Source organism: Brachybacterium sp. (assembly GCF_052095815.1).
Taxonomy (GTDB): Bacteria; Actinomycetota; Actinomycetes; order Actinomycetales; family Dermabacteraceae; genus Brachybacterium.
Genome location: NZ_JBQDLF010000029.1, coordinates 14799 through 40973, shown reverse-complemented (window position 1 = coordinate 40973; position 26175 = coordinate 14799). Strand labels below are relative to the sequence as shown.

Annotated in this window: 24 protein-coding genes and 1 pseudogene; 13 read left to right on the top strand and 12 right to left on the bottom strand. The window is 70.5% G+C overall.

Features of this window, described 5'->3' with window-relative positions; genetic code table 11:
- Positions 1-146 precede the first annotated feature (146 nt).
- Both ACTH43_RS12095 and ACTH43_RS12090 read left to right on the top strand, forming a co-directional pair.
- Positions 147-1316 carry an acyl-CoA dehydrogenase family protein gene (locus ACTH43_RS12095; protein ID WP_441445159.1) on the top strand — a complete coding sequence of 390 codons (1170 nt, stop codon included), beginning with the start codon at positions 147-149 and terminating at the stop codon, positions 1314-1316.
- Between the two features lie 128 nt (positions 1317-1444).
- Positions 1445-2146 (top strand): GntR family transcriptional regulator, encoded by a 702-nt coding sequence (locus ACTH43_RS12090; RefSeq protein ID WP_441445147.1) that lies wholly within the window; start codon positions 1445-1447, stop codon positions 2144-2146.
- Between the two features lie 21 nt (positions 2147-2167).
- Here ACTH43_RS12090 and ACTH43_RS12085 read toward each other — a convergent pair whose 3' ends face one another.
- Complete coding sequence (locus tag ACTH43_RS12085) at positions 2168-3079, bottom strand: hypothetical protein (protein ID WP_441445146.1); 912 nt, start codon at positions 3077-3079, stop codon at positions 2168-2170.
- Positions 3080-3633: 554 nt separating this feature from the next.
- Between ACTH43_RS12085 and ACTH43_RS12080 the strand changes: the two genes are divergently transcribed.
- Positions 3634-5028: an amidase gene (locus ACTH43_RS12080; RefSeq protein ID WP_441445145.1), complete on the top strand. Its 1395-nt coding sequence runs from the start codon at positions 3634-3636 to the stop codon at positions 5026-5028.
- A 52-nt stretch (positions 5029-5080) separates the two neighbouring features.
- Here the strand turns inward: ACTH43_RS12080 and ACTH43_RS12075 are convergent, their stop codons facing one another.
- From ACTH43_RS12075 to ACTH43_RS12065, 3 genes are all read right to left on the bottom strand, one after another.
- Complete coding sequence (locus ACTH43_RS12075; RefSeq protein WP_441445144.1) at positions 5081-5842, bottom strand: triose-phosphate isomerase; 762 nt, start codon at positions 5840-5842, stop codon at positions 5081-5083.
- Positions 5843-6064: 222 nt separating this feature from the next.
- Positions 6065-6535, bottom strand: a complete 471-nt coding sequence (locus ACTH43_RS12070; RefSeq protein ID WP_441445143.1) for a ribose-5-phosphate isomerase — start codon at positions 6533-6535, stop codon at positions 6065-6067.
- A 96-nt stretch (positions 6536-6631) separates the two neighbouring features.
- On the bottom strand, positions 6632-8347 hold the full coding sequence (locus ACTH43_RS12065; RefSeq protein WP_441445142.1) for a dihydroxyacetone kinase family protein: 1716 nt from the start codon (positions 8345-8347) through the stop codon (positions 6632-6634).
- Between the two features lie 312 nt (positions 8348-8659).
- On the opposite strand from ACTH43_RS12065, the gene ACTH43_RS12060 reads away from it, so the two are divergent.
- Together ACTH43_RS12060 and ACTH43_RS12055 are read left to right on the top strand one after the other, a co-directional pair.
- On the top strand, positions 8660-9604 hold the full coding sequence (locus ACTH43_RS12060; protein ID WP_441445141.1) for a sugar phosphate isomerase/epimerase family protein: 945 nt from the start codon (positions 8660-8662) through the stop codon (positions 9602-9604).
- A 52-nt stretch (positions 9605-9656) separates the two neighbouring features.
- On the top strand, positions 9657-10475 hold the full coding sequence (locus ACTH43_RS12055) for an SDR family NAD(P)-dependent oxidoreductase (RefSeq protein WP_441445140.1): 819 nt from the start codon (positions 9657-9659) through the stop codon (positions 10473-10475).
- A gap of 75 nt (positions 10476-10550) precedes the next feature.
- Here ACTH43_RS12055 and ACTH43_RS12050 read toward each other — a convergent pair whose 3' ends face one another.
- Positions 10551-11810: an MFS transporter gene (locus ACTH43_RS12050; RefSeq protein ID WP_441445139.1), complete on the bottom strand. Its 1260-nt coding sequence runs from the start codon at positions 11808-11810 to the stop codon at positions 10551-10553.
- Positions 11811-12109: 299 nt separating this feature from the next.
- Between ACTH43_RS12050 and ACTH43_RS12045 the strand changes: the two genes are divergently transcribed.
- The 4 genes from ACTH43_RS12045 to ACTH43_RS12030 all read left to right on the top strand — a co-directional run bounded on the left by ACTH43_RS12045 (position 12110) and on the right by ACTH43_RS12030 (position 17061).
- The gene (locus ACTH43_RS12045) at positions 12110-13132 is read left to right on the top strand and encodes a 3-hydroxyacyl-CoA dehydrogenase family protein (RefSeq protein ID WP_441445138.1); all 1023 of its coding nucleotides are present in this window, start codon (positions 12110-12112) and stop codon (positions 13130-13132) included.
- A gap of 157 nt (positions 13133-13289) precedes the next feature.
- A complete protein-coding gene (locus tag ACTH43_RS12040) occupies positions 13290-14690 on the top strand; it encodes a GntP family permease (protein WP_441445137.1) in 1401 nt (466 codons plus the stop codon).
- 92 nt (positions 14691-14782) lie between these two features.
- Entirely contained in the window at positions 14783-16138 is a 1356-nt protein-coding gene (locus ACTH43_RS12035) for a four-carbon acid sugar kinase family protein (protein ID WP_441445136.1), read from the top strand.
- A 32-nt stretch (positions 16139-16170) separates the two neighbouring features.
- Positions 16171-17061: an NAD(P)-dependent oxidoreductase gene (locus ACTH43_RS12030; protein WP_441445135.1), complete on the top strand. Its 891-nt coding sequence runs from the start codon at positions 16171-16173 to the stop codon at positions 17059-17061.
- 23 nt (positions 17062-17084) lie between these two features.
- On the opposite strand, the gene ACTH43_RS12025 is transcribed toward ACTH43_RS12030, so the two are convergent.
- Positions 17085-17207, bottom strand: a complete 123-nt coding sequence (locus ACTH43_RS12025) for a hypothetical protein (RefSeq protein ID WP_441445158.1) — start codon at positions 17205-17207, stop codon at positions 17085-17087.
- Positions 17208-17265: 58 nt separating this feature from the next.
- Here ACTH43_RS12025 and ACTH43_RS12020 point away from each other — a divergent pair, with 58 nt between their 5' ends.
- Complete coding sequence (locus ACTH43_RS12020; protein WP_441445134.1) at positions 17266-17871, top strand: amidohydrolase family protein; 606 nt, start codon at positions 17266-17268, stop codon at positions 17869-17871.
- A gap of 57 nt (positions 17872-17928) precedes the next feature.
- On the opposite strand, the gene ACTH43_RS12015 is transcribed toward ACTH43_RS12020, so the two are convergent.
- From ACTH43_RS12015 to ACTH43_RS12005, 3 genes are all read right to left on the bottom strand, one after another.
- Complete coding sequence (locus ACTH43_RS12015; RefSeq protein WP_441445133.1) at positions 17929-19146, bottom strand: toxic anion resistance protein; 1218 nt, start codon at positions 19144-19146, stop codon at positions 17929-17931.
- A gap of 62 nt (positions 19147-19208) precedes the next feature.
- Positions 19209-20135 carry a hypothetical protein gene (locus tag ACTH43_RS12010; RefSeq protein WP_441445132.1) on the bottom strand — a complete coding sequence of 309 codons (927 nt, stop codon included), beginning with the start codon at positions 20133-20135 and terminating at the stop codon, positions 19209-19211.
- 159 nt (positions 20136-20294) lie between these two features.
- On the bottom strand, positions 20295-20948 hold the full coding sequence (locus tag ACTH43_RS12005) for a Gfo/Idh/MocA family oxidoreductase (RefSeq protein ID WP_441445131.1): 654 nt from the start codon (positions 20946-20948) through the stop codon (positions 20295-20297).
- Here ACTH43_RS12005 and ACTH43_RS12000 point away from each other — a divergent pair.
- Positions 20862-21473: pseudogene (locus ACTH43_RS12000) on the top strand (UTRA domain-containing protein); the annotation flags it as partial. The gene ACTH43_RS12005 and the pseudogene ACTH43_RS12000 overlap by 87 nt on opposite strands.
- Here ACTH43_RS12000 and ACTH43_RS11995 read toward each other — a convergent pair.
- Entirely contained in the window at positions 21437-21613 is a 177-nt protein-coding gene (locus tag ACTH43_RS11995; protein ID WP_441445162.1) for a hypothetical protein, read from the bottom strand. The pseudogene ACTH43_RS12000 and the gene ACTH43_RS11995 overlap by 37 nt on opposite strands.
- 115 nt (positions 21614-21728) lie before the next feature.
- Between ACTH43_RS11995 and ACTH43_RS11990 the strand changes: the two genes are divergently transcribed.
- Complete coding sequence (locus tag ACTH43_RS11990; RefSeq protein ID WP_441445157.1) at positions 21729-22562, top strand: aldo/keto reductase; 834 nt, start codon at positions 21729-21731, stop codon at positions 22560-22562.
- Positions 22563-22658: 96 nt separating this feature from the next.
- On the opposite strand, the gene ACTH43_RS11985 is transcribed toward ACTH43_RS11990, so the two are convergent.
- On the bottom strand, positions 22659-24140 hold the full coding sequence (locus ACTH43_RS11985; protein WP_441445130.1) for a family 4 glycosyl hydrolase: 1482 nt from the start codon (positions 24138-24140) through the stop codon (positions 22659-22661).
- A gap of 103 nt (positions 24141-24243) precedes the next feature.
- Here ACTH43_RS11985 and ACTH43_RS11980 point away from each other — a divergent pair, with 103 nt between their 5' ends.
- The gene (locus tag ACTH43_RS11980) at positions 24244-25434 is read left to right on the top strand and encodes a carbohydrate kinase family protein (protein ID WP_441445129.1); all 1191 of its coding nucleotides are present in this window, start codon (positions 24244-24246) and stop codon (positions 25432-25434) included.
- A gap of 132 nt (positions 25435-25566) precedes the next feature.
- Here ACTH43_RS11980 and ACTH43_RS11975 read toward each other — a convergent pair whose 3' ends face one another.
- A complete protein-coding gene (locus ACTH43_RS11975; RefSeq protein ID WP_441445128.1) occupies positions 25567-26115 on the bottom strand; it encodes a dihydrofolate reductase family protein in 549 nt (182 codons plus the stop codon).
- Positions 26116-26175 lie beyond the last annotated feature (60 nt).

The following is a 26175-nucleotide window of genomic DNA, read 5'->3' as shown; positions in this document are numbered from 1 at the left end:
CCTCATGAGAACCGCCTGATACGCACCCCCTGATACGCACCCCCTGATACGCACCCCCTGATACGCACCGACGCGTCATGAGCACCGCCGCCCCGCAGAAGGAGACCCCTGTGAGCACCACCCCCACACCCCCGCCCGGCACCGACATGCTGAGCGAGGAGCACCAATGGCTGGCCGCGCAGGTGCGCGACTTCGCCGACGAGGTCGTCGCCCCGGCCAGCTATGAGTACGACACCAAGCGGGAGCTGCCGATGGGGATCATCGCCCAGATGGGAGAGCTCGGGCTGTTCGGCCTGCCGATCCCGCGCGAGTACGGCGGGCAGGGCAAGGACTACATGTCCCTCTGCGTCGCCGTGGAGCAGCTGGCCCGGGTGGATCAGTCGATCGCCGTGACCCTCGAGGCGGGCCTGGGCCTCGGTGCGATGCCGATCCTCACCTTCGGCACCACCGCCCAGAAGGAGCGCCACCTGCCGGCGCTGGCCCGCGGCCAGGAGCTCGCCGCCTTCGGGCTCACCGAGGCAGAGGCCGGCTCCGACGCCGGCGGCACCCGCACCACCGCGAGGCTCGAGGGCGGTCAGTGGGTGATCGACGGGACCAAGCAGTTCATCACCAACTCCGGCACCCCCATCACCTCACTGGTCACGGTCACCGCCGTCACCGGTCAGCGCCAGCGCGCCGACGGACGCATCACCCCGGAGCTGACCAGCATCATCGTCCCCACCGACACCCCAGGGTTCACCGCCCTGCCGAGCTACGACAAGATGGGCTGGCACACCTCTGACACCCACCCGCTGCTGCTCGAGAACGTGCGCGTGCCCGAGGAGAATCTGCTGGGGGAGCGAGGCCGCGGTTTCGCGAACTTCCTCGCGATCCTGGACCAGGGCCGGGTCGCGCTCGCCGCGCTGTGCGTCGGCGCCGCCCAGGGCTGCCTCGAGCAGGCGGTGGAGTACGCCAAGCGGCGCGTGGTCTTCGACAAGCCGCTCGGCGACAACCAGCACATCGCCTTCACGATCGCCCGTATGCAGGCCCGGGTCTCCGGTGCCCGCGCCCTCATGCATGAGGCCGCCCGCCGCCTCGATGCCGGGATGCCCTTCAGCCAGGAAGCCTCGCTCGCCAAGCTCGTGAGCAGCGAAGCCGCGGTCGCCAACGCCCGCGATGCCTGTCAGATCTGGGGAGGCAACGGCTTCCTCAACGAGAACGTCGTCGCCCGCCACTACCGCGACTCCCGCGTGCTCGAAGTCGGTGAGGGCTCCACCGAGGTGCAGCTGGCGATCATCGCCAAGCACCTGGGGTTCGACAAGGCGCTCGTGGGGTGAACGGCGGGGACTGACCTGGGACGAGGGTTCCACTGGTTCGCAGCGAACACCGGAGGCGACTTCCTATAGGGTGCGGATGCTGGGGCCGCAGGGGTCTTCAGCCCCTGGCGGGGAGAAGGAGTACCGAGATGGCCGTGCGACGAAAGGTCCTGCGCGCCGAGGTCGAGGAGCTGATCCTCCAGCGACTGCTCGAGGCGCAGTGGCCCCCGGGGGCTCGGCTCAGCATCGATGGGCTGGCCCGCGACCTGGAGGTCTCCCCGACCCCGGTCCGCGAGGCGATGGTGTCCCTCGAGCGCTCCGGCCTGGTCGAATACGTGGCGCTGCGCGGCTATGTCGTCGCACCGCCGCTGGACGCCGAACACATGACTGAGCTGCTCGATGCGCGCAAGGTCGTCGAATCCGCTGCCCTCGGCCGCGCCTTCCACGATCAGGACGCACTGCTCGTCGACCTCGAGGAAGCGCACCGTCTCCACACCGAGGTGCTCACCCGCATCGACGAGGCGGGTTCCGAGGACTATGCGCTGCTCAACGAGCATTTCCGTGCCGACTGGGCGTTCCACCAGGTCTTCTTCGCCCACGCCGAGAACCGCTACCTGCGCACGATGGTGGAGAACCTCAGCACCTACACCCACCGGATGCGGCAGACCTGGTCCGGCGGGCCGGAGACCTTCGACGGCCATACCGCTCTCCACGAGCACGGGCTGATCCTCGAGAAGGTCCGCCAGCACAACCATGACGGCGCTCTGCAGGCGCTCACCTCGCATCTGGACGGAGTGCTCGCCAGGTCGCTCACCGGCGTCGAGGAACGCGCGAGGAACGGGGCCGAGTAGGAGGCCGACGGGCTTTCAGGCTCAGCGGTCGGTGAACGGGTCGTCGGGGCCCTCACCGAAGCGGGCCCGGAGGAACTCGGAGTGTACGTCCAGGGACCGGGTCACGCCCGTGACCAGGGTGTTCTCGACCCGGTCGATGCCCTCGCCGAGCACTGTCAGCTGTTCGTCGATGCTGTCCAGGTTCGCGACCGCCTGGTCCCGCGCCCCCTCGGTGGTGGCGGGGGAGAGGAAGCCGACGGTGTTCTCCAGGGCGTCGACCAGCTCAGGGATGTAGCGGTCAGCCATCCCCTCCAGCAGCATCACGTCGCTGTCCGAAGCGCGCCGCGACTGCAGTGAGGCCGAGCCCAGCAGCGCGTCGATCCGCAGCAGCAGCGTCTCCGTGCGGTGAAGGATCGTGCGCACGGCAGGAGTGGGAGCCCGGCGTCGCAGGCGCTGGAGTCGCCGACGCTGGGAGCGTGAGTCCTTCACGATCTTCTCGAGCGTCGCGCGGGTGGCCGCCGGGATCTCCCCGACCGTGGCCCGGTTCAGGCGGACTGCCTGCGGGGCGCGGTTGCGCAGCAGCAGCCCCGTCCCACCTCCGACGACCAGGGCGACGCCCAGCCCGGCGATCAGCGGGGTGAGCAGACCGGCGCCCCCGATCAGGCTGCTGACGCCGAGCAGGAGGAAGCTGCCGATACCCAACCCGCCGCCGAGCACCGAGGGCACGCCGACGGTGAGCCAGCGGCCGCGACGCCGCGGCACCGAGACTGCCTTCGAATAGGGGGAGTGGATCTTGCCTTCGAGCGGACCCTGACCCGTACCTGCTCCGGGCCGTCGGCTGGAGGGGCCGTTCCAGGCGTTGCCCATGCTCCGGGACGCACCGGCGCCGGGCCGCGAGAAGGTGCCGGCCCGTCGGGCCGGATGATCTCTGGGCAGGCGATCGTGAGCATTCATGACGCCTACCAGGCTAGCGCGGGCCGCCGAGAGGGGGCTGGGGGCTATCCCCCGAGCTGTGTGACCGTGCGCTCGCGGGACGGTGACCGTGTGCTCGCGGGCGTCGTTCGCCGACGGGTGCCGGATACGACGGGGGTTGCCGAGGAGCACAGGAAGGCCTGGAGAAGATTGACACTTCCGAATTACCATAGGATCCTCATTCTGTGGTGCCTGTTCCACGCCAGGGCTGAGAGCGCCGAGACTGATTGCTTCGCACTCGTCAGAAAAACTTTGTGCAACGAGGCGAACAGGTCACCGATGAATCTTCGTGGAGGAGTGAACTCGATTCCTGATCCGGACGGCCTCTCTGCTGCGAGGCACCGCCGAGAACACTTCGTCCGTCATGAGCGGCTACGACGTCACTGACTGCAGATCCGCGCCGAAGCCCGCCGAGGCGCAGCGGAACCCTCATTGCCGACGCTCCGAGAAACATACTGATATGCCACGTCGACGTACGTGGCGCCGGCCTGGAGAACACCACAGTGAAGGAAGAGGCCACATTGAAAGAAGAGGGCATGCATTATTCGTCAATTGGCGTGACCGCGCAAAAAATACGCTCGGGCGAACTGAGAGCCGCGACGCTGGTGGAACAGATGCTCGAGCGGATCGCGCAGGTGGACCCTCGCCTGGACAGCTTCGCGACGGTCAACACCGAGAGCGCCACCGCTGCTGCAGAAGAGGCCGACCGAGAGATCACGGCAGGCGGGTGGCGCGGACCGCTGCACGGGATACCGATCGCCGTGAAGGACCTGTACGGAACGGTCGAGGCACCTGCAGCGTTCGGGTCGGCCCACTTGGCCGACCACCACTTCCACCGGGATGCGGAGGTGGTCCGCCGTCTGCGTGAGGCGGGCGCCATCATCGTCGGCACCCTCCGGATGTCGGAAGCAGCCCTCACCGACCATGGCCCGGGCCTGCCCACCCCGGTGAACCCCTGGGAGGAGAGCACGTGGGTGGGGACCTCCTCGAGCGGATCCGCCGCGGCCACCGCAGCGGGCCTGTGCTTCGCCGCCCTCGGCTCCGACACGGGAGGCTCTATCAGGGGGCCCGCGACGGCCGCCGGACTCACGGGTCTGAAGCCCACGCGAGGACTGATCCCCACGGACGGCACGATTCCGCTGTCGAGGACGCTCGACTCCCTGGGCCCCTTCGCCCGGTCGGCACGCGACTGCAGGATCGTCTTCGACGCGATGGCGCAGCACGAAGCGTCCGAGAGTGTCCTCGAGGAAAGCACTGCGATGCTCGGTGCCTTGTCGCCCGTGCCCGGTCGAGGGAGCCTCCGGATCGGCATCGATCGGGGCCTGCTGAACACCGTCAGCGACGAGATTCGGGAGATGGTCGAGAGCACCGCCACGCGCTTCGCCGAGCTCGGAGCAACGGTGGAGGAGGTCACCACGCCTGATGGCGGTCAGCTCGCCTACGAGTGGGTCGGGTTCGTCGGGCGCGAAGCGCTCCAGGACCTGGCGGAGCTGTACCCGGAGGGGAGCGAGCACCTCTACGGACCGGAGATCGCGTTCGTCCTCGAACAGGGGAGTAAGGCCACTGCCCAGGACCTGCAGCGCGCCCTCGCCGCCGCGCATCAGTTCACCGCCGAGACCGACCGCGCTCTTGCACAGGTCGACGTGCTGCTGATGCCGACGATCGGGGTCACCTCGCCGACGAACGCCGAGATCGCGACGATGCGTGAGAGCTACGAGGTGTGGAACACGCAGGTGATGCGCCTGACGTGCCCCTACAACTACTCGGGCCACCCCTCCCTGACGTTCCCGACGGGCTTCACGCAGCGAGGCACCCCGATGGGTGCCCAGCTGGTCGGCCCGCACCACCAGGAATCCCTCCTCCTGAGCGCGGTCGAAGCCTTCCAGGAGGAGACCGGGTTCCACCTGCGCCATCCCCCGCAGTACGCATGAGGCCGCGCCGCTGCGCCCCACCCGTCGGCGCCGTGGGCGATGAGGGTCAGCCTCAGCCTGCGGCGTGCGCCTCTGCGATCCTCAGCAGTTCGAGATAGCCCTGGAGCTTCCAGGCGGTGCGACCCACGAACAGGCCGGTCACGTGCTCGATGCGTAGGAGGCCGGCGGCGTTGTCGAGGTTGACGGAACCGCCGTACAGCAGCCCGGTGACCTTGCCGGAGTACTCCTCGCCGAGGGCTGCGAAGGGGGCGATGAGCTCTTCCACGGTGGCTGGGCGGCCCTTCTCGCCGATCGCCCAGATCGGTTCGTAGGCGATCACCACGCGGGAGAGCTTCTCTTCGCTGAGCCCGTCGAGGGCGCCGCGGGCCTGGTCGAGGATGAACTCGCTCGAGCCGCCGGCGTCCTTCACCTCGGCGCTCTCCCCGATGCACAGCAGCGGGGTCAGCCCGTGGTGAAGTGCGGCGGCGACCTTGAGACGCGTGGTCTCCACGGTCTCGCCGAAGTGCTCACGCCGCTCGGAGTGGCCGATCTCGACGATCTGCGCGCCCGCGTCTTTGGCCTGCGGTACCGAGACCTCGCCGGTCCATGCGCCCGAGTCCTCCCAGTGGGCGTTCTGCACGCCCAGCAGGACAGGGGAGTCCTCGCCGAGGATGCCGGCCACGGTAGTGGTCGCCGTGAAGGAGGGGATCACGAAGGGCTGCACCCCTGCCGGTGCGGTCCCGGCCAGGTGGTCGCGCAGGCCGGTCGCCCAGGCACTGCCCTCGGTGAGGGTCTTGGTCATCTTCCAGCTGGTGCCCACCCACAGGGTGTTCATGTCTCTCCTTCGTCGACGCGGGTACACCCGCAACTGCTTTCGTGGCTGCCGCCTGCCGACGGTCTCCCGCCCGGTGACACGGTGACACGGCGGCGTGCGGGATTGTCAGTTTCTGAACCGATTCCGCCCTGGAAGTGGCTCAGAAACTGACAATCCCGCGGGGTCCGGCCGGGACGCGGTCCGCCGGGACAGGGTGGCAGGGCCTGCGCGGCCCCGTCGGGGTCAGGCCTGCTCGAGCGAGCCGTCGTAGGCGCAGATCGCGTCGACCTTCGCGGCGGAGGAGGAGGTGGGGTCGAACTCGAGGTCCAGCCACACCTTGATCAGCTCCTTCGCGAGCTCCAGGCCGATCACGCGCTGACCCATGCAGAGCACCTGCGCGTTGTTGGAGAGCACGGAGCGCTGAACGGAGTAGAGGTCGTGCGCGGTGACGGCGCGGACGCCGGAGACCTTGTTCGCGGCGATCGCGACGCCCAGGCCGGTGCCGCAGATCAGCAGTGCCCGGTCCGCCTCGCCCGCGGCGACCTTCTCCGCCGCGGCGACTGCGACGTTCGGGTAGAAGGTGCCGTCATCCGCGCTGCCGACGCCGACGTCGAAGACCGACTCGACGCGGTCATCGGCCTCGAGCAGGGCCTTGAACTCTTCCTTGTATCCGTAGCCGGCGTTGTCGCCGCCGACGATGATCTTCAGTGCCATGGGAATCTCCTTGGTCGTAGGGGTCGTAGGGGTCGTGGTGGTTGTTCGGTGACCGTGGCAGCCGTGGGGTCGGGTGATTGCCCGAGGCCGGGGAGGTCAGGACAGGTGCTGCCCGAGCTCCTTCATCAGGATGGAGAAGGAGATCGCGCCGGGGTCGGGCGTGCCGATCGACTTCTCGCCGAGCACGCGCGAGCGGCCCAGGGCGGCGGTGATGTCCGCCGTGGCATCCGCGGCCTCGCGGGCCACGGAGGCGCCGGCGAGGATCGCCTCGGCGGCGTTGTCGCCGGTGAAGGTCTCGGCCATCGTGGTCCGGAACGGGGCAGCGGCGTCGACCATGGTCTTGTCGCCCACCTGCGCCCCGCCCAGGCGCTGGATGGCATCGATCCCGGCGTCGATCGCGTCCACGATGTTCCGCGGCTCGCTGCCCGCCTGATCGTCGAAGATGCTGGCAGCGGCGATCAGAGCCGCTCCCCAGAGCGCTCCGGAGGTGCCTCCGGCGGATTCCGACCAGGCGTCGCCCGCCCGGACCAGCAGGGTGCGAGCCCCGGCGCCGGCCTCGAGCGCAGCCTTCGCGGCGGCCGCAGCACCCTTGGTGCCGTAAGCCATGCCCTGGCCGTGGTCGCCATCGCCGGCGATCGCGTCAATCCGGCCCAGCTCTGCCTCTTCCCGCACGCAGACGGACTCGAAGAGGTCCAGCACACCGGCGATCTGCTGCGCGACCTCGCGCGACTCCTCGCTCGAGGCGGGCGTCTCATCGGCCCCGGCCTGCCAGAACTCGGTGCGGCGGGGGCGGTCCACCTGCGGCATCGCGCCACGGTGGAAAGCAGGAGTGTCCACGGGGGCGAGCCAGTGCTGCTCGAGCTCCTCGTCGAGGAAAACCAGGGTCAGGGACACTCCGGCCATGTCGAGGCTGGTGATCAGCTCGCCCACCTCGGGCCGCACCGGGGTGATGCCGGCGGCCTCGAGCAGCTCCGCGACCTTCGCGTAGACGATGAACAGCTCCTCGTACTTCACGGTGCCCAGACCGTTCACGAGCACCGCGGCCCGGCCCTGGTAGCCGCCCTCGACGCGCTCCGGCTGCTCGGCCAGGACACCTTCGACCAGCAGGGTCGCGATCTCGTCGGCCGTGCCGATCGGCTCGTCGCGCACGCCGGGCTCGCCGTGGATGCCCAGGCCCACGCCCATCTGGCCGTCCTCGACGTGGAACAGTGCGTCCTCCGCGCCGGGGAGGGTGGGGCCGTCGAAGGCGACGCCGAAGGAGCGGGTCGCGTCGTTCGCCTTCACGGCGATGCGCTCGGCCTCGTCGAGATCGGCGCCGGCCTCGATCGCGGCGCCCGCGATCTTGAAGACCGGCAGGTCACCGGCGATGCCGCGGCGGTCGCGATGGTTCTCGGGAGTGTTGGAGACGATGTCGTCGCTGACCTTGACGATCCGCACGTCGATGCCTTCGGCGCGCAGCTTCTCCGCCGCTCCGCCGAAGTGCAGCACGTCCCCGGCGTAGTTGCCGAAGCCCAGGATCACGCCGCCGCCGTTCTCGGCATTGCGTGCCACGGAGTAGACCTGCGAGGTCGAGGGCGAGGCGAAGACGTTGCCGCAGGGGGCGCCGTGGCCCATGCCCGGGCCCACCCAGCCGGCGAAGGCGGGGTAGTGGCCGGAGCCACCGCCGATCACGAGCGCCGGCTGCCCCTTCGGGGTCTCCGTCGCCCGCACCACGCCGCCGTGCACTACCGCGACGTGATCGGGGTGGGCTGCGGCGAGGCCTGCGACCGCATCGGTCGCGAAGGCTGCGGGATCGTTGAAGAGGTACGTCATCGTGTTTTCCTCCGAAGGCTGCCGCGGGGGACCGACGGCGGGTAGTCGTGAGCGGGCCGGGGCGGGCGTGAGGCCCGGGATCCCTTCGATCCTATAGGAATCTTGCGTGGCTGGACAGAGGCGACCGCTCCTCGTGCCGTTCCGCCTCGATCGGGGAAGAATCCGCGAGCTGGGGCCAGCATTCGGGCCGGCATCTTCGCCTCGGAAGGCCGCGAAATCTTGGTCGACACAAAATTTCGCACCGCTCCTTCCCATAGGGCCATCGATCCTATAGGATCGCCGAGATCATTCCTCGTCAACGAAGGGACAACGATGTTCACCGCAGAGAACTGGCCGATCGGGGCCAACATGCTCGGGTTCGGCAACAAGACCTCGGACGGCACTCCTCTCCTGGAGGCCTCCTCGAACGTCTGGGCCTCCCAGCTGCGCCAGGTCAAGGAGCTCGGCGTCGACATGATCGACCCGACCGATGCCTGGCTCCCGCTCGCCAAGCTGAGCGATGAGCGCGTCGAGGAGTTCCGTCGCGTGCTCGACGGCGAGGGCATGTCCCTCTCCTCGATCTCGATGACCCGCAACTCCGTGGTCGATGTGAACAACGGCGAGCAGAACCTCGCCGATGCCCTGCGCTTCATCGAGCTGGCCCCAAGCTTCGGCGTGACCGTCGTGAACACCGGGTTCATGCAGGCCATCACAGAGAAGCAGGCCAAGGCCATCTGGTTCTGGCTGGAGGATGGCCACGTCGACGACCCGGCGCTGCGTGACCTGGCGATCGAGCGGGTCCGCCACCTCGGCGATGCCGCTGCGGCGCAGGGAATCCAGCTCAGCCTCGAGATGTACGAGGACACCTACGTCGGCACTCCCGACGAGGCGGTCTCCTTCGTCAAGGACGTCGACCACGCCTCCGTCGGCCTGAACCCGGACCTCGGCAACCTGGTGCGTCTGCACCGCGAGGTCGAGCCCTGGGAAGACATGTTCGAGAAGGTCCTGCCCCACTCGAACTTCTGGCACATCAAGAACTACACCCGCGACCTCGACACCGCAACCGGTGCCTACTCGAGCGCCCCGATGCCCCTGAAGTACGGGTACATCAACTACCGCAAGGTGATCCGTCGTGCCCTCGAGCTCGGCTACACCGGGCCCTTCTGCTGCGAGCACTACGGCTCCGATTCCCTCGGTGTGATCGCCGAGAACGTGCACTACATCCGCCAGGTGCTGACCTCCGCTCTCGCCGACGCCCCTGCGGGCGCCAGCGCCTGAGCCCTCCGCAGGTTCGCGGATCCGCAGCCCACCGTTCGAAGGAGAACACCTCATGACCGAAGAAACCGGAATCATCCAGACCCGGACGATCCAGCCGTTCCCCGCCCAGCGCACTGCGGTGGTGACCGGTGCCGGTGCCCCCCGCGGCATCGGCCGGCGCGTCGTACGCAAGCTCGTCGCCGAGGGCTGGAACGTGGCCGCTGCGGACATCGACGGCGCGGCCGTCGAGGAGTTCGCCACCGAGCTGAGCGCCGAGATCCCCACCGACTCCGGCCTGAAGGTGATCGGGGTCGGCGTGGACATCAGCGATCAGGCCTCGGTCGACGCCGCCTTCGCACGGATCGACGCGGAGCTGCCGCAGCTGGTGGCGCTGGTCAACCTCGCCGGGATCCCCAGCCCCCATTCGATCCTCGAGATCACCTCGGAGATCTGGGACCGGGTCATGAACGTCAACGGCAAGGGCACCCTGCTGATGATGCAGGCCGCGGCCCGGCGCATGATCGACGGCGGTGTGGGTGGGCGCATCGTCAACACCTCCTCGATCACCGCCCTCGACGGCGGAGGCACCTTCTCCAAGACCGGCTATGCCGCCGCGAAGGCCGCCGTGCAGGGCCTGACCCGTGGCGCCGCCCGCGAGCTGGGCGTCCATGGCATCACCGCCAACGTGATCCTGCCCGGCCCGATCGACACCGACATCATGGGCGGAACCCTCACCGAGGACCGCAAGGACTCGATGTCGGCCAACATCCCGCTGCAGCGCGTGGGCCAGCCCGAGGAGGTCGCCGGTCTGATCAGCTTCCTGGTCGGAGAGGACTCCTCCTTCGTCAGCGGCACCTCGATCAACGTCGACGGCGGCAAGCACATGCACTGATCCGGCACCTGCACGGATCGGATCCGGGCCCGGGGAGCAGGACTTTCCAGGGCCTCACCGGGCCCCGCCGACTGTTCAGCGGCGCTGTGCAGGTGGGCTGAGCCGGTCCCTGGTGGTGGCCCACAGCCCGATCCCGGCGACCACCATCAGCACCAGCTGCGAGGCCATGGCCATCCGGTAGTCGGTCAGACTCGCCGCACCTTCTCCGGTGCGCAGGTCCAGCACGATCCCGATCAGCAGCACGGCCAGCAGCGAGGCGGAGAAGCCACCGATGTTGACCATGCCGGTCGCGGTGCCGATCGCTCGATGCGGCACCCCGGTGCGGGCCAGGTCGAAGCCGACGGAGCAGGTGGCCGATCCGATCGCCATCGCCGTGATCAGCGGCAGCAGCTGCCAGGCCGAGAGCTGAGCAGGAACCAGCAGCGTGAGGGACCAGGTCACGGTGAGGATCGTGCCGGCGATCCACCCCAGCAGCGGCCGACGGTGGGGGAAGTGCCCGGTGAACACCCCGATCAGCGGGCCCAGCGCCACCATGATCACCACGTTGAGCGTCAGCAGCGCACCCACCTCGGCGGCGCTGATGCCCAGGGCGGTCATGTACGGCACGCCCCACATGAACAGGAACGAGTTCACCGTCATCAGGGTCATCCAGTGCAGGAAGAACCCGGACCAGGCGGGACGCGAGGTGAACACGTCCTTCAGCACCTGTCCGGCGCGGGCCACGGGGGCGGGGGAGGTGCCCGGCTCGTCGGGCGGTGAGTCCCGCACGAACGCGATCACCAGCAGCACGCTCAGCAGCAGCAGGAATGCCAGCGACGCCCAGGCGGCGGCCCAGCCGACGCCCAGCAGCAGTGCCAGGAAGGGCACTGCGGCGACGGCCTGACCGAACTGGCCGATCATCGTGGTGAGCTGGGTGAACACCGGTACCTGCCGGGTGGGGAACCAGGTGGCGATCAGCCGTACCACGCTGATCAGCGTGGCGGCATCGCCCACGCCGGTCAGCAGGCGGGCCACGAGGGCGGCGGGGAGATCGGTGGAGACAGCGAGCAGCACCTGCCCGGTCGCCATGATCACGGCGCCCAGGACCAGCATGCGGCGCGGCCCGAGGCGGTCCAGGAGCAGGCCAGCGGGGATCTGCGCGGCGGCGTAGGTACCCAGCTGCACGACGCCGAAGAGGCTCAGCATCGCGCCGTCGACAGCGAAGCGCTCCGAGGCCTCGACGCTGGCCACCCCGAAGGATGCGCGCGCGGACACGGCGCAGAGGTAGGCGAAGACGCCGACCGTCCACACCAGGTGGGCATGGGTCAGGCGGTGGGAGGAGCGTGCTGAGCTCATGGAGATGTCTGCACCGTTCCGGGGAGGTGGGGGAAGTGCGCGCGTAGCCGACGAACGCCTATTTACCTATAGGATCTATGCGCGGAACGGGAACGTCAAAACGGTCCAGAGTGCTCATCTCCCCGCCTTCGCCAGCGGTCTCCTGGTCGTGGCACGCGATGCGGGAGCCGGAGGGGGCCCGCGAAGCGGATGGATCGCGAGGGGTTCCCCTTCTCGCAAATATCCAATAGGATCATGATGAATGAGTTCCACAGCGTCGGTTCCCCGCGGCTTCATGCGCCGCGTCCGGCGTGATGGCAATGGCGTCGACCTTCGCAGCGGCGCCCCTCACTGACGAAGGAGTCCCCCAGAAGACCATTTCCACCGTGACCATCGTCGGCGCCGGCTACATGGGCGGCGGCATCGCCCAGGTCCTCGCCATGGCCGGTTTCGATGTGACGATCGCCGATGTCGACGTCGAGGTCGCCAACAAGTCCCTCGAGCGCCTCCAGAAGGAAGCGCGCGACTTCGAGGAGCAGGGCCTCTACGCCCCCGGCTCCGCCGATCTCGTCGCGAAGAACATCTCCGCCGGCAAGACCATCGAAGAAGCCGTGGCAGATGTCGACTTCATCGAGGAAGCCGTGTTCGAGCGGATCGACGTCAAGCGCGAGGTGCTCGGGAAGATCTCCGAGCACGCCCGCCCCGACGCGATCATCGGCACGAACACCTCGACCATCCCGGTCAAGGAGCTCGAGAGCGCGGTGAAGAACCCCGAGCGGTTCCTCACCGTCCACTTCTCCAACCCCGCGCCCTTCATCCCGGGCGTCGAGCTCGTCGCCGGGCAGGCCACCACCCCCGAGACCGTCGAGGCCGTCAAGGTCCTCCTCGAGAAGTCCGGCAACCAGGGCGCCCAGGTCGCGGACACCCCCGGCATGGTCCTGAACCGCCTGCAGTACGCGCTGCTGAAGGAAGCCACCTCCGTCGTCGAGGAGGGCGTCGCCACCGCCGAGGACGTCGACACCATCGTGCGCACCACCTTCGGCTTCCGCCTGGGCTTCTTCGGGCCCTTCGCGATCGCCGACCAGGCGGGACTCGATGTCTACGCGAACTGCTTCGTGACCTTCGAGAACGCCTTCGGTGACCGTCTGGCCACCCCCTCGCTCCTCACCGATTCCGTCGCGGCGGATCGCAAGGGCGTCAAGAACGGCAAGGGTCTGCTCGGCGACTACGACGAGGACACCGCCGCGGAGCTGGTCGCCTACCGCAACAAGGCCTACGCCAAGATGTCCCAGCTCCTCGCGGAGCTCGGCCCGGCCCCCAAGCCCACCCCGAAGAACGACTGACCCCCACCCCCATCACCCCACGGGCACAGCCCGTCGACCGGGCACCGCTGCCCGGGACCTGAGCTGAACGCTCGGGGCCCGGCAGCCGCCGAGTCCCGAGCGTTTCGACGTCGGAGCCGCAGGTCGACCTGCCCCACACCCTCAGGAGACTCCTCTCGTGGAAGAACTCGTCCTCGCGGATCGGCCGGTCTGGCTGCTCCTGACGATCGCGGTCGTCGCGATCGTCATACTGCTCGTCCTCATCATCAAGGCGCGCCTGCACGCCTTCTTCTCCCTGCTGATCGTCGCGGTCGGCACCGGTCTCGCCGCCGGCATCGGGGTCGGCGACGTCATCAGCGTCGTCATCGCCGGATTCAGCACAACCGTCGGAACAGTCGCCCTGCTGGTCGGCTTCGGCGCCGTGCTGGGAAGACTCATCGAGATCACCGGCGGTGCCCAGGTGCTCGCCGACAAGATGCTCGACACCTTCGGGGAGGCACGGGCGCCGCTGGCACTCTCCGTCGCCTCGCTGTTCTACGCGTTTCCGATCTTCCTGGACGCCGGCTTCATCGTGATGCTGCCGGTCATCTACACCGTGGCGCGTCGCCTCGGCGGCTCGTTCATGCTCTACGTGCTGCCCTCGATCGCGTCGTTCATGATGATGCACGCGCTGCTGCCCCCGCACCCCGGCCCCACCGCCGCCGCCACCGTGATGGGCGCCGACGTGGGCATGGTGATCATCGTGGGCCTGCTCATCGGCCTGCCCACCTGGTACTTCGGTGGCTACCTGGTGGCCCGCGCCATCGCCAAGCGCTTCCCGGACACCCCGGTCCCGGCCCTGCTGGGCGAGCCCCGGGAGATCCCGAAGGAGGAGCGCCCCGCCTTCGGCGCGATCCTCCTCGTCCTGCTGCTGCCGCTGCTGCTGATCTTCTTCAACACCGGCTTCTCCACCATGGAGAAGTCGGGGACGGTCACCGATGACAACGTCCTCTTCCAGCTCTCCCGCCTGATCGGCGCGACCCCGGTGGCCCTGGCCCTGTCCGCCCTGGCCGCGATGCTGCTGCTGTACGTGATCCCGAAGCGTCGCCGCGGCGAGAAGATCGGCGGCCTCCTCGAGGAACTCGTGGACGACGCCCTCGGCCCCGTCTGCTCGATCATCCTGATCACCGGAGCGGGCGGCGCCTTCGGCCGCGTCCTCACCGAGACCGGCATCGGCGGCGAGGTCGCCGAGGGTCTCGACGCGATGGGCCTGCCGCTCATCGTCGCCGCCTACCTGGTCACCATGGCGATGCGCATCGCGCAGGGCTCGGCCACCGTGGCCGCCACCACCGGTGCCTCGATCATGGCCCCAGCGATCATGGCCGGCGACTTCGGCGCGATCGCGGTCTCGGCCGTGGTCATCGCCATCGGTGCCGCCTCGATCGGCTGGTCGCACGTGAACGACTCCGGCTTCTGGCTGATCGGCAAGTTCTGCGGCTTCGACACCGTAACCACCTTCAAGACCTGGTCGCTCGTGGGCACCACCATCTCACTGGTCGGCTTCGCGCTGTCGGCCGTGGTGTTCGTGATCTTCGCATGACCTGCGTCTGAGAGGGTGAGGGCCGGTGCGTGATCGCGCGCCGGCCCTCACTCGTCCCCGCTCCACCCACCGTCCCTCGGAAGAAGGCCCCCGTGACCGCCGTCCCCGCCCGTCGCCTGCTCATCCTCGACGATGACCCCACCGGCTCGCAGTGCGTGGCCGGGATCGACGTCGCCTTCGACGAGGATCCCGCGATCCCGCTCGAGGTGCTGAAGGAGCCGGGCGATGCCTGCTTCGTGCTCACCAACACCCGCGCCCTGGACGAGGACGAGGCGGTCGCGATGAACCGCCGGATCGTGCGCGGCGTGCTCGAGGGCGGGATCCCCGCCGACGGCCTGCATGTGGTCTCCCGCTCGGACTCCACCCTGCGCGGCCACGTGATCGCCGAGCCCCTCGCGATCGCGGACGAGCTCTCCGCCCACGGCCTCGAGGTCGATGCCTTCGTGCTGTGCCCGGCGATGATCGAGGCGGGCCGCTTCACCGAGGGCGACGTCCACTTCGCGACCGTCGAGGGGAAGGCCGTCGAGGTCGCCGAGACCGACTTCGCGCGCGATGCCACCTTCGGCTACACCCACTCCGACCTGCGTGAGTTCCTCGCCGAGCGCTCCGGCGGAACGATCGAGGCGAGCAGCGTGCTCAGCCTCTCCCTCGAGGACATCCGCACCGGCGGCCCCGCCCGCGTGCGCGAGCTGCTCGCCGGCGCCCGCGAGCGCACCTGGGTGGTCGTCAACGCCACCGAGTACTCCGACATGGAGGTCGTCGCCGAGGCGATGGCCCAGCTCGAGGCCGAGGGCCGCACCTTCGTCACCCGCTGCGCCCCCTCCTTCGTGCGCCCGCTGACCCGCCAGTCCGGCGCCCGCGTGGTCGACGGCCAGGCCATCACCATTCCCGGTGGGCGGCTCGACCACGGCCTGGTCGTGGTGGGCTCCCACGTCGGCCTGACCACCACGCAGCTGCGCGCCGTCCAGGAGCGCGGAACCCTCACCGAGTTCGAGATCCACGTCCCCTCCGTGCTCGACGAGCGCCGCGAGCAGCACCTCGAGGACCTCGCCGCCGCCGTGCGCGAGGCCCTCACCACCAGTGACTGCGTCCTCTACACCAGCCGCGACCTGGTGCGCACCGACGATCCCGCCGAGTCCCTCGCGATCGCTCGCAGCGTCTCCGACGCCGTGGTCGAGGTGGTCCAGAAGGTGCGCGCGGTGCGGCCCGCCTGGGTGGTCGCCAAGGGCGGCATCACCTCCCACGAGGTCGCCGCGAACGGACTGGGGATCCGCCGCGCCCGCGTCGAGGGCCAGTTCTGGGCCGGGCAGGTCTCCCTGTTCTCCGCCCAGGAGGCCCCCGAGGAGGTGCTCGGCGCGCCGTACGTCGTCTTCCCCGGCAATGTGGGCGGCGCGCAGGCGCTCGCCGACGTCGTGGACACCCTCGCCGCCGCCGTCGCCGCCCGCTGACCTGCTCGCCCATCCATCACGCCGAGGAGCACATGATGACCACCGCCCCCACCTCCGTCGCCTGGATCGGTCTGGGCGCCATCGGCACCCCGATGGCCCGCATCGCCGCCGAGGCCGGATTCCCCGTCGCCGCCTTCGACCTGAACCCCGCCGCCCGCGACGCCCTCGCGGACGTCGCCACCCCGGCGCCCTCCGCCCGCGAGGCCGCCCGCGGCGCCGACGCGGTGGCCGTGATGGTCGCGACCCCCGCGCAGCTCGACGCCGTCCTCTTCGGCGAGGGCGGCATCGCCGAGGTGCTCACCGCCGAGACCACGCTGCTGATCATGGCGACCGTCGGTCCCGCCGCGATCGAGCAGACCCTCGCCGGTCTCGAGGGCATCACCGCTCGCGTGGTCGATGCGCCCGTCTCCGGCGGCGCCGCCCGCGCCGCGCAGGGCGACCTGCTGGTGATGGTGGGCGGCGCGGAGGCCGACGTCGCCGTCGTACGCCCCCTGCTCGACGCCCTCGCCTCGAATGCCCCCGTGGTGGGGCAGAAGCCCGGCGACGGCCAGCGCTTCAAGATCGTCAACCAGCTGCTGTGCGGCGTGCACATCGCCGCCGCCGGGGAGGCGCTCGCCCTCGCTGACTCGATGGGGCTCGATCTCGCCCAGGTCCATGAGGTGCTCGGCACCGGCGCGGCCGCGTCCTTCATGTTCGGCGATCGCGGCCAGCGCATGGTCGACGGCGCCTTCGACGACGTCCGCTCCGCGCTGACCATCTTCGTCAAGGACATGGGCCTGGTCGCCGAGGCCGCGCAGGAGGTGGGCCAGGAGGTGCCGCTCGCGAGCTCCGCCCAGCAGGTCTACCAGCGCGGCAGCGAGCTGGGCTGGGATCGCCGCGACGACTCGATCGTCTACGAGGTGCTGCGCCGCGGCGAGGGCTGACGCGGCTCGGCGCTGAGCCCGGCTCAGTCGCGGGTGCGCACCCCGGTCACGCCTCCGTCGACCGAGAGCAGCACGCCCACGGTCGAGCGGTTGCGGGGCGAGGAGAGGTAGCAGTGCGCCTCGGCGACCTCCTCGGGGGAGACCAGGCGCTTGTGCGGCTAGCGGGCCTCGAGTGCGGCCCGCTCGGCGGCGGGGTCGTCCGCCTTGTCCAGCAGGCGTCCCACCGTGCGCGCCGCGCTCGCCGATCCGGCCCGCACCGCCCACCTGGTGGGGGTGCGGCACCTGGTCCACGACGAGCCCGACCCCGGGTTCCTGGACCGCCCCGACGTGGCCCGCTCCCTCGACCTGCTCGCCGGCGCCGGCCTGCCGCTGGATGTCCCCGACGCCTTCGAGCGGCACATGGCGCAGGTGGTGCGCGTGGCCCAGCGTCATCCCGGGCTCACCGTGGTGCTCGACCACCTGGGCAAACCCCCGCTGGGCGACGCCTCGGCGATGGTGCGCTGGCGTGAGCAGATTGAGGCGATCGCGGCCTGCCCGAACGTGGTCGCGAAGGTCTCCGGGCTCGCCACCAGCGGGAACGGCGGCTTCACCGAGGCGGTCGAGGTCGCCGTGGAGCTGTTCGGACCGCAGCGGCTGATGGTCGGCTCGGACTGGCCGATCGCGCCGACGCCCCTGGACCTCGGCAGTGGCTTCGCACCGCTGCTCACGCAAGTGCGCAGGCGCGATGACGTGAGCGTGCGGACGATGCTGCACGGCACCGCGGCGCGGGTCTACCGCCGGCTCGGCGAGCAGAACCCGTCGGCCGCCTGAGGCGGCTCACCCGGCGGCCGGGCACCCTCAGCCGCTGCGCTCAGCCGCGACCACCCCTCAGCGCCGGTCCTCGATCTCGAGCAGACTCGCGGCGCTCTCGATCTCCTCGACCTCGGGACGCTCCTTCTGCATCCGCTCGATGTACGGCTGGGCCCGCTGGACCTGCTGCTCGAGGCTGTTGACCGTGGTCAGGAAGTTCTCGTTGGCCTTGGTGCGGAAGGCGTCGATCCCGTCCATCGTGGTGAAGAGGTTGTCGAAGGCCTTCTGCAGCGTCTCGGGGGAGACGCCCGAGGTCGCGGCCTGCTCCTGGATCTTCACCGAGTTGTCCGCGAGCATCTGCGAGGTGCGGCCGATCAGGTCGTCGGTGGTGCGGTTGACCGCGTCGATCTGGTCCAGCACGATCTTCTGGTTCTCGAGCGCCTGCGCGGTGATCACGGCGGTGCGCAGCGCGGTCACCGTGGTGGTGCGGGCCCGCTCCACGCCCTGCTGGAGCTTGGTGTTGTTGTCCTCGATCAGGCCCATCGACAGGTAGGCCTGCACGGTCACGGCGATCTGGGTGGCCACGTCCTGGCGGCGCTGGCGCACCGCGAACAGCACGTCGCGCTCCATCGCGTCGGCATCCTGCGCCTTGCCCTCGGCGCGCAGCTGCTCGGCCCGGCGCACCGTGCGGTCATCCAGCAGGTTCAGCAGGTACGCCGCCTTCTGCAGCGCACCGAGGTCCTCCCACAGGCCCCGACGCTCGACGGAGAGCTCGGCGTTGTCCTTCTGCAGCATCTCCTGGCCGCGGCTGAGCGCACCGAGCACCTCGTCCAGCTGGTCCTGGTTCGACTCGAAGTTGCGGAAGTAGCGCTTGGCCAGGTTGCGGCCGGGCAGCCAGCCCAGCGCCTTCTCGGCGAAGGTCTCGTCCTTCGGGGCGAGGTCCTCCATGGTGGTGCGCAGCTCGGAGAGGGACTTCGCGACCGAGGCCTGCGCGTTCCCCTTCTCCTTCGACTCCCGCAGCGACTGCTGCATGAAGCGGGAGGAGGTCTGGCTGGTGCGCTCGAAGGTGCGGCGCGCGACCGCCCCCAGTGCGTTGACCTGGGCGGTGAACTCCTGGGAGTGAGGGTTCAGGCCCGAGACCTGATCCACCCAGGCGTCGGCCCGCTGCTCGAGCTCGTGCTGCTGCTCGGCGGGCAGGTCGGGCAGCACCGAGACGGCGTCGTCGTCGCTGATCTGCTCGACCGGCTCGGCGGGCGTGATCTCCTCGGCGGGGGTGGGCGGCTGCAGCTTGTCCATCGGGGCCTCCTGGGCGGTGCGGTTTCTGGGAGTCGGTGCGGGGACGGTGTGGTCCGGGCTGGTCAGACGTCGATGATCGGGTTCAGGTGCTGATCGGCGAAGCGGTTGCGCAGGAACTCCGAGTGCACCTCGAGGGAGCGGGAGACCCCGCCGACGATGTCGCGCTCGATCTGCTCGACCCCTTCGGCCAGCACGTTCAGCTGACGGTCGATGCTTCCGAGGTTATCGAGGGCCTCCTGGCGAGCGGATCCCTCGAAGGTCTGCAGAAAGCCGAGGGTGTCGCTCGCGGCGTCGACCAGCTCGGGCACGTAGCGCGTGGCCATGCCCTCGAGCATCGTCACCTCGCCCGAGGAGGCGCGCAGCGACTGCAGCTGCTCGGAGCCCACCAGCGCATCGATCCGGGTGAGCAGGGACTGCACATCGTCGAGCACCTCGGTCGCGGCGGGCACGACGGCCTGCGGGCGCAGGCGGGTGAGGCGCTCGCGCGTGGTGGCGTCGGCCTCGAGGATCCGCTCGAGCACGGCGCGGGTGCCCTCGGGCACCGTCTCGCCCAGCAGCGCGGGATCCTTCTCGCGGCGCGGGGCGTTCAGCACCAGCGCGCTCCCGCCGAGGGTCAGTGCGCCGACGCCCGCCGCGGCGCCGAGCACCAGCAACGGCCCTGCGAGCGCTGTGCCGAGCCCCACCACGACCGTCGCGATCGCGGCCAGGCCGCCCAGCAGCACCGGCGCGCCGACGCGCACCAGCGGCGAGCGGCGGGGGCGGCCGACGCCGCGTGAGGCGGGGGAGTGGACCTTCCCCTCGAGCGGCTTCTGCACCGGCCCCCACAGGTCCCGGCGCTCCGCGGTGGCCTTCCAGGGCAGATCCTGATCGCCGGGGCCGGGGGTGCGCGGCTCGGTGGAGGGCGAGGTGGAAGAGGGCGCGAAGGGGTCGGGGAACCTGCCGTTCCCGTCGTGCGGCCGCTCGGCCGACGGATCGTGTCCTGCGCTCACCGGTTCCCGCTGTCCTCCTCGAGGCGTGGACGGGCCGACACGGAGAAGGGGAGGAGCAGTGCTAACACCGCTCCGGGCACCGTGCGCGCCTCGTCCTGGGCGTGCCGAAAGGCTATCGCGAGGGACTGGATATCGCCCGAGGATTCGCCGGGCGCGAACTCATCCCTGTCTGACCGCCTCCCAGCACCGTGACGCCGCCGAGCGCACGATCGCCTCACAGACCTCCGCCGCGGCGAGCCCGTCGGCCGCGCTCGGTGCCAGGTGCGTGCCGCGGGTGATGTCCGAGAGGAAGGCCGCGGCCTCGATGGTCTTGAGGTCGTCGAAGCTCATCGGGATGCCGGGGCCGGGCTGGAAGCGGGCGTAGTCGCCGTGGCCGGGCGCGGCGAGCACCGTGGTGTAGCCGTGTTCCGTGCCGCCCTCGCCGCTCATCACCTCGAACTCGTTCATTCGGGTGAAGGACCAGCGTGCCGAGCCCTCGGTGCCGAACACCTCCAGCGCGTAGTCGCTGCGATGGCCGCGCGCCACCCGCGAGGACTCGAGCGTGGCATGCGCCCCGCCCGACAGCCGGCCCAGCGCCGCGACCCAGTCCTCGTTCAGCACCGGGCCGCGCTCCTCGCCCACCTCGAAGCCGCTGTGGCCCACCCCGAGGCTGGTGGGGATCGGGCGCTCCGGGATGAACACGTCCGAGGTGGCGGTGGCCTCGAGATCCAGGCCTGGATCTCCGCCGTGGCCGACGGCACCTTCGTCGCGCCCCGCTCCGCGACCGCCTGGGACGGCTACGTCGCCGCAGCGGTGTGCCAGGCCGCCGAGCACTCCCTCACGGCCGACGGGGGCCGGTTCCGGTGCAGCTGCTCGAGCGTCCGAGCTGATCCGCCTGCCCGTATCCTCGGGGCAGATCCGCGGCGAGGCGGATCTGCGCCGCCGCCATCGCGCAGCACCGCCTCCGTGGGCGGGCCGATCTGCAGGAGATCACCGTGGACCCTGACGCCGCCCCGGCCCGCAACGGCCCGATCACCCTCGACCTCACGGTGGAGCGTGGCAGTCAGACCCCGCTGTACCTGCAGCTCGCCACCGGCACCGAGGAGGCGATCCGCAGCGGCGTGCTCACCCCCGGCAGCCGGCAAAGCTCCCCGCACCGAGATCGTCGAGTACCGCATCGGCCGCCCCTCGCCCGAGGCGGTGGACCGCCTCCAGCTCGCCCCGGGGGATCAGGTGCTCGACCTGATCCGGGTGCGCTACGCGGATGACGAGCCGCTCGCGGTCATGCGCAACACGCTCCCCGAGCGGATCGCTCCCTCGCATCAGGCGCTCGCCGCCACGGGCCTGTACGCGTGCCTGCGCGAAGCAGGGGTCACGACCGTCCTCGCCCATGAGCGGATCGGGGCGAACAGCATGCCCAGGCCCAGCCCGGCCACCCGCTGGATCACGGCCGCGAGCAGCACCAGGCCGAGCAGGGTCAGGGAGAGGGGAAGACTCACCCGCCCACGGTATCCGCTCGGTCGTCGGTGTTTCCCGACCGACCGGACGAGGCCTGTCCTCCGGCGGGCGCGGCGTCGTAGAGTGCACCGGCAACCGCATACCGAGGAGGCCCGCATGACCACCGTCCCCACACTCCCCCTTCACGACGGCGCATCCGTCCCCCAGCTCGGCTACGGCGTCTGGCAGGTCGAGGACGACGTCGCGGCGGACGTGGTCCGCCAGGCCATCGAGGCCGGCTACCGGCACATCGACACCGCGGCCGGGTACGAGAACGAGGGCGGCGTGGGCCGCGCGGTGAAGGCCTCCGGCGTCCCCCGCGAGGATCTGTTCATCACCACCAAGCTCGCCAACGGCGACCAGGGCTTCGACTCCGCGAAGCAGGCGCTCGAGGCGTCGCTCGAGAAACTCGGCATGGACTACGTGGACCTCTACCTCATCCACTGGGCGAGCCCCCAGCGCGGGAAATACCTCGAGTCCTGGAAGGCGCTGATCGAGCTGCAGCAGGAGGGCAAGGCCCGGTCGATCGGCGTCTCGAACTTCCCGATCGCGCAGCTCGAGGAGATCATCGCCGAGACCGGGGTGGTGCCGGTGATGCACCAGATCGAGCTGCACCCCGAGTTCCAGCAGCAGGAGCTGCGGGAGTACCACGCGGGCAAGGGCATCCTCACGGAGGCCTGGTCCCCGCTGGGGCAGGGAGGCGACATCCTCCAGAACCCGGTGATCACCGAGATCGCGGAGGCGCACGGGGTCGACGCCGGCCGGGTGATCATCGCCTGGCACCTGGCGATCGGGAACGTGGTGATCCCCAAGTCCGAGACCCCGGAGCGGATCGTCTCGAACTTCGCCTCCGCCGCCCTCGAGCTCACGGCCGAGGAGATCGCACGGATCGAGGGCCTGGACCGCGAGGACGGCCGGATCGGCGCGGATCCCGCGAATCCCGGCTTCTGAACGAGCCCGACGGGCCGCGTTTCAGCGAATCTGACGGACGCCGGTCCAGTGCGTCCGACGGGCCGCGGCGCGCCGGCGGGCTGGGGCCCGACGGGCTCAGCGCTCGGTGAGCAACTCCGCGATCTGCGGGTGCCCCGCGAGGTAGCCCTCGAGCAGCTTCTGCCCGAGCTCCGGCGAGCTGACCAGCGGATGCGTGGCGAAGCCCTGCCAGGCCGCCTCGCGGGAGCCGGTCGTCGCGGCCTCGAGGATCTTCCGCTCCGAGGCGCGCAGGGCGCTCATCATGCCGAGCCGTCCCAGCTCCACCGGTGCGACGGGCTGGGGGTGGATGCCGTCTGCGTCCACCAGGCACAGCACCTCGATCACGGCATCGGCGGGAAGCTCGGGGATGATCCGCGCCTCCGGCGGGGCCACGCTGCCCGCGGGGGCGTTGCCCACATCCAGGATCATCCGCTCGGTGCGGCCGGTGGCGAGCGCCGTCATCAGCCGCAGCGCGACCTCCTGGTAGCCGCCGCCGGCGACGTCCTCCTCGCGGCGCTCCTCGTCGCGGGACTCCGCCATGTAGGTCGCCTCGCGCTCGTGCAGGGTGGAGCGCCACAGGTCCAGCGGCGAGGTGCAGCAGGTGTCGGCCCCGTCGGCGTCCGCGGCGGCGCCACCGTCGGCATCTGCGACGGGGGCGGCCGATGCGCCCCCGTCGGCCGCGAGATAGAAGTCCCCCTGCTGCTTGGCGAGGAACTCCCCGCGAGTGGTCGCGGCGCCGGTGATCCGGTCGATCGCCTCGGCGGTGTGGAGGTAGTAGAAGAGGTATTCGTTCGGCAGGGCGCCGTCGGCCCGCACCCAGTCCTTGCCGATCAGGCGGGCCTCCTCGATCTCCTCGAGGGTGGCATCGCTCGCCAGCAGCTCCGGCAGGCGGTCGCGGCCGTGCAGGGTGACCGAGCGCAGCCAGCCCAGGTGGTTCATGCCCACGTAGTCGAAGACGGCGGGGATCCCGTCGGCCCCCGGCTCCCCGGCCACCAGGTCCACGCCCAGCAGTCGGCCCACGCGCCGGACCAGCCCGATCGGGGTGTCGCAGATGCCCACCACCCGGTCGCCGAGCACGGTGCGCATCGCCTCGGTGACGATCCCGGCAGGGTTGGTGAAGTTGATGACCCACGCCTCGGGCGCGACCTCCGCGACCGCGCGCGCGATCTCGAGCGCGACGGGGATCGTGCGCAGGGCGTAGGCGAGGCCGCCGGGGCCGATCGTCTCCTGGCCGAGCAGGCCCAGACCCAGCGCCACCCGCTCGTCGACGGTGCGGGCCTCGGCCCCGCCCACCCGCACGGCGGAGAACACGAAGTCGGCGCCCGCCAGGGCCTCGCGCAGATCGGTGGTGAGGGCCAGCCGCGGCAGGGACGCGACCCGGCCCTCGGCGCGCAGCTGCTCGCCGAGACCCTCGATCACCGCGCCGATCGTGCGCAGGCGCGCGGGATCGATGTCATGCAGCGCCACCTCGTCGACCTGCAGGCCCGTGACACCGGTGGCGACCGCTTCGTAGACGAGGGGGACGCGGAACCCTCCGCCTCCCAGGATGGTGAGCTTCATAGCGCCGTCACCGTAGCACCGCCGCAGTGCGATCATGGGGCCCCGATCGGTTCCTGTTCCTCCCACGACACTTCATCCGCGGAACGCTCGAAGGAGCTGCCACGTGACGACAGATCCTGCCCGCCCTCCCGTCCAGAACCCCGCCGACCATCCCGAGCTCACCCCCGGCGCCTCCACCCCCGCGCCGCCCGAGGCCGCCGAATGCCAGGACTGGGATCCGCTCGCCGCCCAGCGCACCGAGCAGGACCCGCCGCTGGACGTGCTGCTGTCCGGCACGGTGTTCTTCGACATCGTGTTCACCGGCATAGACCGCCTGCCCCGACCCGGCGAGGAGCTGTGGTCCAAGGGCATGGGCTCCAGCCCCGGCGGCATCGCGAACCTCGCCACCGCCGCCGCGCGGCTCGGCCTGCGCACCGGGCTGGTGGCCGGCTTCGGCGATGACGCCTATGCCGACTGGATGTGGCACACCATGGCGCACGAGGAGGGCATCGACCTCTCCGCCTCCCGTCGCTTCACCGACTTCCACTCCGCACTGACCGTCTCGATCGCCGCCGAGGGCGACCGCGCCATGGCCACCCACGGCCATGACCTGCCCGAGCCGCTCTCCTCCCTGATCGCCCGCGCCCCGCACGCCCGCGCCGCCGTGGTGGACCTCGCGGGGGAGACCTCCTGGTGGGCGCAGCTGGCCCAGCGCGGCTCCCTCGTCTTCGCCGACATCGGCTTCGACGAGACCGGCCGCTGGGACCCCGCCGACCTCGCCCCCCTCACCCACTGCCACGCCTTCACCCCCAATGCGCTCGAGGCCATGGCCTACACCCGCACCGACAGCCCCGACCGGGCCGTGCGGGCACTCGCCGAGAAGGTGCCGCTCGCGGTGGTCACCGACGGCGCCTCCGGCTCCTACGCGATCGACTCCTCCACGGGCGAGGAGGCGTACTGCCCGGCCGTGCCGGTCACCGCGATCGACACCACCGGCGCCGGGGACGTGTTCGCCGCCGCGCTCGTGCTCGGCACCCTCGCGGACTGGCCGCTCGAGGAGCGCCTGCGCTTCGGCTCGCTGTGCTCGGCGCTCGCCGTCCAGCAGTTCGGCGGCTCGCTCGCCGCCCCGGGCTGGGGCGACATCACCGACTGGTGGCGCTCGCTCAGCGCCGCGGCCGACGGGGGTGACCTGCGCGCCGCCTACACCCGCACCGGCTACCGCTTCCTCGACGACGTGGTCCCCGACCATCCCGTCCAGGGCCGCCGCCGCGCCCAGGGCACCTTCGCCCTGCGCTCGGACGCCGGGCTGCACTGAGGCGGCTCCCTCGCCGCGCCGCCCGCTTGGGGCAAAGCCGGGCCGCGCCGCGCCGCCCGGCCCACCTGGGCCGAAGTTCTGAGCGCTGAGGATCGATGCGAGCGCGATCGTCGGTCCTCCAGGCGAGAAGAGTCAGCCCCGCGGCACCCACCGCGCGTAGGTGACCCCGGAGCTGAACGCCCGGTGCTCCGCCAGAGCCAGGCGTGCCCGGTGCCCGTTCGGGAACAGGCCGCGCCCCCGACCCTGCACATAGGGGAACGTCCACAGCCGGTACTCGTCCACCAGTCCTGCGGCGATCAGGGTGTGGCACAGGCTGATGCTGCCGGTCAGGGAGATCTCCGCCCCGTCCTGCTGCGTCAGCTCCCGCACCGCTTCGACGGGGTCGCCGGCGAGCAGGGTGGTGTGCTGCCAGGCCGGGTCGGTCATGGTCGTGGTGACGACGTACTTCGCGATCCGGTTCAGCTCGTCGGTGATGCCGGTGGCGTCGTCGGTCTGGTCGGGCCAGAAGCCGCGGAAGTCCTCGAAGGTCTGCCGGCCCAGAAGGATCGCATCGCAGGCGGCGCTGTCCCGGGCGAGGATCTCCTGCTGATCCTGTGGGGAGTCGGTGGGGTCGAACCAGTCGTCCAGCATCTCGATCGAGCCGTCGACGGTGATGTTCTGGGTGATCACGAGCGGTCGCACAGGGCCTCCTCGGGCCGTTTCGCGGGATCTGCCGCCCGGAGCGCGCCCTGCGGGCGTCAC